The organism is Aeromonas sp. Y318-1 (assembly GCF_027706125.1).
GTDB classification, from domain to species: Bacteria; Pseudomonadota; Gammaproteobacteria; order Enterobacterales; family Aeromonadaceae; genus Aeromonas; species Aeromonas hydrophila.
This window is the reverse complement of record NZ_JAPDCM010000033.1, coordinates 1-6132: the sequence shown is the minus strand read 5'-3', so window position 1 is coordinate 6132 and position 6132 is coordinate 1. Positions and strand designations below refer to the sequence as shown.

The window sequence follows — 6132 nt, the reverse complement described above, 5'->3', positions numbered from 1 at the left end:
GGGAACGCCCGCCTGGGACGTCGCGCGGATCGACCGGACATTCGCGGAGACCTTCGTCCTGAGATCCGAGCTCCTAGGGATCGCCTCAGAAAACGGAAAATAAAGCACGCTAAGCCGTAAGTAAGCGTGCTCCTGTGAAAGCCACAGCTAAAACTGCGTAGTACACATAGAGGTATTTTTTTCTAGATTTATATCGAATTTCGTTATCGAATTTCGCTTATTATTGATCAACTCGTTGCAGATCATGAAGGCGAAAGTATGACGAATAACCCTACCGATGACAGCAGACCATGGTCGGTCTTTCTTATTTTTCTGCGGCTTGGATTGACATCTTTTGGCGGCCCCATTGCGCACTTGGGCTACTTCCGCGCCGAATTTGTCACACGGCGGCGCTGGCTCTCCGAACGGAGCTATGCTGACTTGGTCGCGCTTTGTCAGTTCTTGCCAGGGCCTGCAAGCAGCCAGGTCGGCATAGCGGTAGGACTGTCTCGGGCTGGATACAGCGGGGCGCTGGCTGCTTGGGCTGGCTTCACGCTGCCGTCTGCCATAGCCTTGATCCTTTTTGCGCTCGGCATCTCCAGCTATGGCGATTACGTCTCGCAGGGCGCGTTGCATGGCTTAAAAGTGGTGGCTGTGGCCGTGGTCGCTCAAGCAGTATGGGGCATGGCGCGTAACCTATGCACGGATGGGCTGCGAGTCACCATCATGGCAATTGCTACCTGCGTCGTTTTACTTGTGCCGTCCGCGTGGGGACAGGTTGGCGTGATTGCTATCGCAGGCATCGCAGGCCGGTTATTGTTCAAGCCAGCGAAAGTTGTTGAGCATGACCCCCTACCTATCACGGTCAGTCACCGGGCCGGCGTGCTTTGGCTCTCGCTGTTCTTTGTCTTGCTGATTGGCCTGCCGGTGTTGGCCGAACTGATGCCAAGTCAAACCATGGCAATGGTGGATTCCTTCTATCGTGTCGGATCACTGGTGTTCGGCGGTGGTCACGTTGTGCTGCCATTACTGCAAGCCGAAGTGGTGCCCTCCGGCTGGGTCAACAATGAATCCTTTCTCGCGGGGTACGGGGCAGCTCAAGCGGTGCCCGGCCCTTTGTTCACGTTCGCCGCGTTTCTTGGTGCCTCGATGAACACCGCCCCGTCGGGCTGGATCGGCGGCATTGTGTGTCTGCTGGCTATCTTCGCGCCCTCGTTCTTGCTGGTCGTCGGATCAATGCCATTTTGGGAGCGTTTGCGCCGCAATACAGGCATCCAAGCTGCGCTGGCCGGGATCAATGCCGCTGTAGTCGGCTTGCTGCTGGCCGCGCTGTATCAGCCTGTATGGACTAGCGCCATCTTTCAGCCGCAAGACTTCGGCTTGGCATTAGTTGCCCTTGTCGCACTTATGTTCTGGAAGCTCCCGCCGTGGCTGGTTGTCCTCGGTAGCGGTGCAGCTGGGTGGCTGTTGAGCGTCGCTCTGTGAGGCACAAAAAATGACTGACAAAGACCTCTACGGCGGTTTGATCCGCCTGCACATCCTTCACCATGCAGCCGAGGAACCTGTCTTTGGGCTGGGGATCATCGAAGAGCTACGCCGACACGGCTACGAGATGAGCGCTGGCACCGTGTACCCGATGCTGCACGGCCTGGAAAAAAAAGGCTATCTGACCTCACGCCACGAACGCACCGGGCGACGTGAACGGCGTGTTTATGACATCACTGAACAAGGCAGAACTGCACTTGCTGATGCGAAAACAAAGGTCAAGGAGCTGTTCGGAGAGTTGGTAGAAGGTGGTTGAGTTTTTGCTTCTATGTCAGGTTGAGCTATACCCTAACTGGATTGTCATTTTCAGAAGACGACTGCACCAGTTGATTGGGCGTAATGGCTGTTGTGCAGCCAGCTCCTGACAGTTCAATATCAGAAGTGATCTGCACCAATCTCGACTATGCTCAATACTCGTGTGGGCTCTGTTGCAAAAATCGTGAAGCTTGAGCATGCTTGGCGGAGATTGGACGGACGGAACGATGACGGATTTCAAGTGGCGCCATTTCCAGGGTGATGTGATCCTGTGGGCGGTGCGCTGGTATTGTCGCTATCCGATCAGCTATCGCGACCTTGAGGAAATGCTGGCGGAACGCGGCATTTCGGTCGACCATACGACGATCTATCGCTGGGTCCAGTGCTACGCCCCGGAGATGGAGAAGCGGCTGCGCTGGTTCTGGCGGCGTGGCTTTGATCCGAGCTGGCGCCTGGATGAAACCTACGTCAAGGTGCGGGGCAAGTGGACCTACCTGTACCGGGCAGTCGACAAGCGGGGCGACACGATCGATTTCTACCTGTCGCCGACCCGCAGCGCCAAGGCAGCGAAGCGGTTCCTGGGCAAGGCCCTGCGAGGCCTGAAGCACTGGGAAAAGCCTGCCACGCTCAATACCGACAAAGCGCCGAGCTATGGTGCAGCGATCACCGAATTGAAGCGCGAAGGAAAGCTGGACCGGGAGACGGCCCACCGGCAGGTGAAGTATCTCAATAACGTGATCGAGGCCGATCACGGAAAGCTCAAGATACTGATCAAGCCGGTGCGCGGTTTCAAATCGATCCCCACGGCCTATGCCACGATCAAGGGATTCGAAGTCATGCGAGCCCTGCGCAAAGGACAGGCTCGCCCCTGGTGCCTGCAGCCCGGCATCAGGGGCGAGGTGCGCCTTGTGGAGAGAGCTTTTGGCATTGGGCCCTCGGCGCTGACGGAGGCCATGGGCATGCTCAACCACCATTTCGCAGCAGCCGCCTGATCGGCGCAGAGCGACAGCCTACCTCTGACTGCCGCCAATCTTTGCAACAGAGCCCGCCGTGCTAGTCTGCTCGGTGATGGTGGAGTGAAGCCAACCCGCAATCGGGTTATGAATCTGCATCGCGATTCGCAATCAGCTGTCTCTTGAGCATGTCGAACTCCTGCGATGTTATCTCGCCGTGCTCGTGCTGCTACACCAACTTGTCCAACTCATCCGCCACACCGCTCCCCACCACCTGCGATGGCCAGGTTGTTTGCTGGGCGCATTGGCGGAGTATCGTCTCGACCCGGGACACCCACACCGGCACAACCTTACGGGAGTGATTCACTGTCAAAGAATCGGCCCGGTGCTCTGACGCAAGTATCGGGATGGTCACCATTTGTAAGCCGTAGACCTGAGTGGTGATCAAGACTTCGATACCACCGACCGTACCGGTACTAATCGACGACGGTCGTGTTCGTCGCCTGCCGCAGGGACTCTGCACACCTCCGTTTACGCATGTGCCTGGAGGAGTTGGAAATCGTCGTGTTCGGGAAACATTAAACACAGGATGGCAGCGATCTGAGCCAGCACATGATCAGCTAGCTCACCATCCGGATCGACGGCCCACTGCATCGTCGCGCCAGCGATGACCGAGTGCAGGAGCAACTCAGCTGCCGCAGGAGCACCTGGGGGCAGTCGCTTGCGGATCCCCTCCACCACCGCGCGGTTCCGCTGGATCGCAAGCGTGCGTAGCTCCGGCACCTGGAGCTCGTACCAGGAGATGAGATAGTTCACCGAGAAGTCGTTGCGAGTGTTCATGCTCCGAACGAGCACCTGCAAAAATTCCCAGAGCCCTTGCGGCCCTGCGCCTATCGGTATCGCATTCAGGTAATGCCGCACCTGCTCGACGCCGCGCTCCATCATCCTCACCAGCAGCGTATCGCGGTTGGTGAAGCGCTGGATTAACGCTGCGCGGGAGAGCCCCACCTCCTTTGCTACTCCGCTGAGCGTGAACTCTATGGGACCGCAACGCTTCAGCACTACGGTGGCGGCCTCGAGTACCTCGTCATCGGACTTGAGCTTGGGGCGGGGCATCAGTGTTCACCTTCTGTATGGGTTGGGGCGGAGGCTGTGGCTGCCGCCGCCATTGTAGCAAATTGAAGACGGAGCGAGAGTAGAGCCACGAGCCCCGCAAACACGGCCGATACAACGAGGCCAGGGAGCGGACCAGCAAGGTCGACAAACGCGCCGGCCGCAAGCATAACCATGGGCGAGGCTGACAGCATCACCGCCGAGACCGTGCCGAGTACCCGGCCGAGAAGTTCTGGCGGCGTGCGGTTGTAGATGGCAGCGTTGAGAATGGGAGAGACTGAGCCGGTCAGCAGTCCCACGAGCGCGCCCAACAACATCAGCACCGGCACGCCTGGCAACTGTGAAAGCAGAAGCGAGCCCACCGCAGAGCCACAAAATGCCACCGCCAGCCAGTTCTGCGCTGATATCCGGGCGCCGACCGACGCATGAATGGCAATGCCAAGGAGACCACCAGCCCCCATCATTGAGGAGAACAGCCCGAGCTCTGCTACTTGGCGTCCTGCATCTACAAACAGCGCAGGCATGATGACGCTGCCGTTGGCGCCAACGATGCCCACGAAGATCATCACTATACCAAAGAGAGGGCGCAGCAGGGGTTCGCTCCAGAGAAAAGCGACGCCGGCGCGCATGGAGAGAGTCGCCGTCGTGGTCATCGTCCGAGCGGCACGCGCGGGAAGCACCCACGCGCCGAGCAGACCTGCAAGGACGGAGCAGAACGCCGTCAGCCCGAGCGTTGGCGCAGCGCCAAGCAGGCCGATTGCGGCCCCCCCAAGGGCCGGGCCACCTAGAATCGCGACGTTCCCGATCACCGCTTTCAGTGACGAGACGCGCTCAACGGAGAGCCCGGCGACGTGGCCGAGTTTGGGCAGCTCACTGTCCTGCGCGGCCATACCGGGTGCGTCGAACGCGGCACCGAGCACCACGCAAGCGATCAGCCCAGTGTTCGAGAGGGCGCCAACGGCATCGAGCAGTGGGATGCTCGCCATGGCCACGCCGCCCACCACACCCGAGATCAATGCGACGGGCGCGCGCCCGAACCGATCGACGAGGCCACCACCAACCCACGCGCCGATGATGGTCGCGATGACGCTGCTAGCGGCCGTGGCGCCCGCCCAGGCCGCGCTCTTTGTATGAGACAGGACGAACCATGGAAGCGCGAGGGCCGCCACCGCGTTGCCGATCCGGAAGAGAAAGGTCGCCGCGAACAGCGTCGCGAGCGGGCTATATCGACGTTCGCTCATTCCGCTGCGGCGAGCTGCGCCTTCGCCGCAGCGAGGTACTCTTCGTTACCCGAGTCGAGGGCGAAGAGTGCGTAGGTGACCGCCCCGAACGCAAGGCGCTCCGCGATGTGGTGGGCGAGCCGCGGCCACACCCGGCCACCGGCCGCTTCATACGTGAGGAGGAGCTTCGCGAGCCCCTCTTCACCAAAGACCATAAGGTGCGCGGCCATGTCGATGGCAGGGTCATCAACGCGGGCCTCGCTCCAGTCGATCATCCCGCTGACGCGCTCCGTGTTGTCGATGAGCACATGGCCCACGTAGAGATCGCCATGCACCACCACGGAGAAATCTGGCCACGACGAATCGTCGTCGAGCCAGCGCTGCCACCGGTGGAGGCGCTTGTCGTTCACCACGAACTCGCGTCGGACGCGGTCAACGTCGTCGGCCACCTTCTGACGGGCCTGCGTCGGTGTACGGATGAGCATCCCCGCATCCACGGCGGCGGAAATGGGGACGGCATGCAGGGCGGCGAGCGCGGTCGCGAAGCTCTCCGCGAAGACCTCCGAGTCCTGCGGCACGACCCAGTCGGGCGTGGACGAACCAGGCTGGATGACCATCGCAGTCGAGTCTTCGAGCATGGGATAGGCAACGAGCTCGGCGTTGGCCACGCGCCAGTCCGGCACCGCGAACGGCAGGCGATTCTTGAGCATTGCCAGCACCCGCGCCTCTGGTTCGACCTTCGCGCTTACCTCGGCTCGGCGCGGGATGCGCAGCACCCACCGACGTCCATCGTCGACGGTGGCGATCACGATCCTATAGTCGAGCCCAAGCTCATTGACAGTCAGCGGGCCATGGAGCTTGAGCCCATGTCGGGCTGCAAGTGCGTACAGTTGGGAGGTATCGGCGGTCGTGACTACGGTCATGATTCACTCCTGAGGGCTTGACGGGTTTAGCCACCTAAATGTAACAGTCACGTCGGTTATATTCAATCCGGCACTGTTGCAAAGTTAGCGATGAGGCAGCCTTTTGTCTTATTCAAAGGCCTTACATTTCAAAAACTCTGCTTA

At 60.1% G+C, this 6132-nt stretch carries 6 protein-coding genes; 3 read left to right on the top strand and 3 right to left on the bottom strand.

Annotation, left to right across the window (positions count from 1 at the left end; all coding sequences use genetic code 11):
- Positions 1 to 258: 258 nt before the first annotated feature.
- The 3 genes from chrA to OKB87_RS23315 all read left to right on the top strand — a co-directional run bounded on the left by chrA (position 259) and on the right by OKB87_RS23315 (position 2771).
- Positions 259 to 1464 (top strand): chromate efflux transporter, encoded by a 1206-nt coding sequence (gene chrA / locus OKB87_RS23330; RefSeq protein ID WP_000184001.1) that lies wholly within the window; start codon positions 259 to 261, stop codon positions 1462 to 1464.
- Between the two features lie 10 nt (positions 1465 to 1474).
- A complete protein-coding gene (locus tag OKB87_RS23325; protein ID WP_000130000.1) occupies positions 1475 to 1780 on the top strand; it encodes a PadR family transcriptional regulator in 306 nt (101 codons plus the stop codon).
- A gap of 226 nt (positions 1781 to 2006) precedes the next feature.
- Positions 2007 to 2771 (top strand): IS6-like element IS6100 family transposase, encoded by a 765-nt coding sequence (locus OKB87_RS23315; protein ID WP_001389365.1) that lies wholly within the window; start codon positions 2007 to 2009, stop codon positions 2769 to 2771.
- A 492-nt stretch (positions 2772 to 3263) separates the two neighbouring features.
- Here the strand turns inward: OKB87_RS23315 and mphR(A) are convergent, their stop codons facing one another.
- From mphR(A) to OKB87_RS23300, 3 genes are read right to left on the bottom strand one after another with little or no spacing between them, the layout of a single operon-like run.
- Positions 3264 to 3848 carry a macrolide-binding transcriptional repressor MphR(A) gene (gene mphR(A), locus OKB87_RS23310; protein ID WP_001137892.1) on the bottom strand — a complete coding sequence of 195 codons (585 nt, stop codon included), beginning with the start codon at positions 3846 to 3848 and terminating at the stop codon, positions 3264 to 3266.
- Entirely contained in the window at positions 3848 to 5086 is a 1239-nt protein-coding gene (mrx(A), locus tag OKB87_RS23305) for a macrolide resistance MFS transporter Mrx(A) (protein ID WP_000004159.1), read from the bottom strand. Before mrx(A) ends, mphR(A) begins: the two co-directional genes overlap by 1 nt.
- Positions 5083 to 5988, bottom strand: coding sequence for an Mph(A) family macrolide 2'-phosphotransferase (locus OKB87_RS23300; protein ID WP_000219391.1), 906 nt, complete (start codon positions 5986 to 5988; stop codon positions 5083 to 5085). Before OKB87_RS23300 ends, mrx(A) begins: the two co-directional genes overlap by 4 nt.
- Positions 5989 to 6132 lie beyond the last annotated feature (144 nt).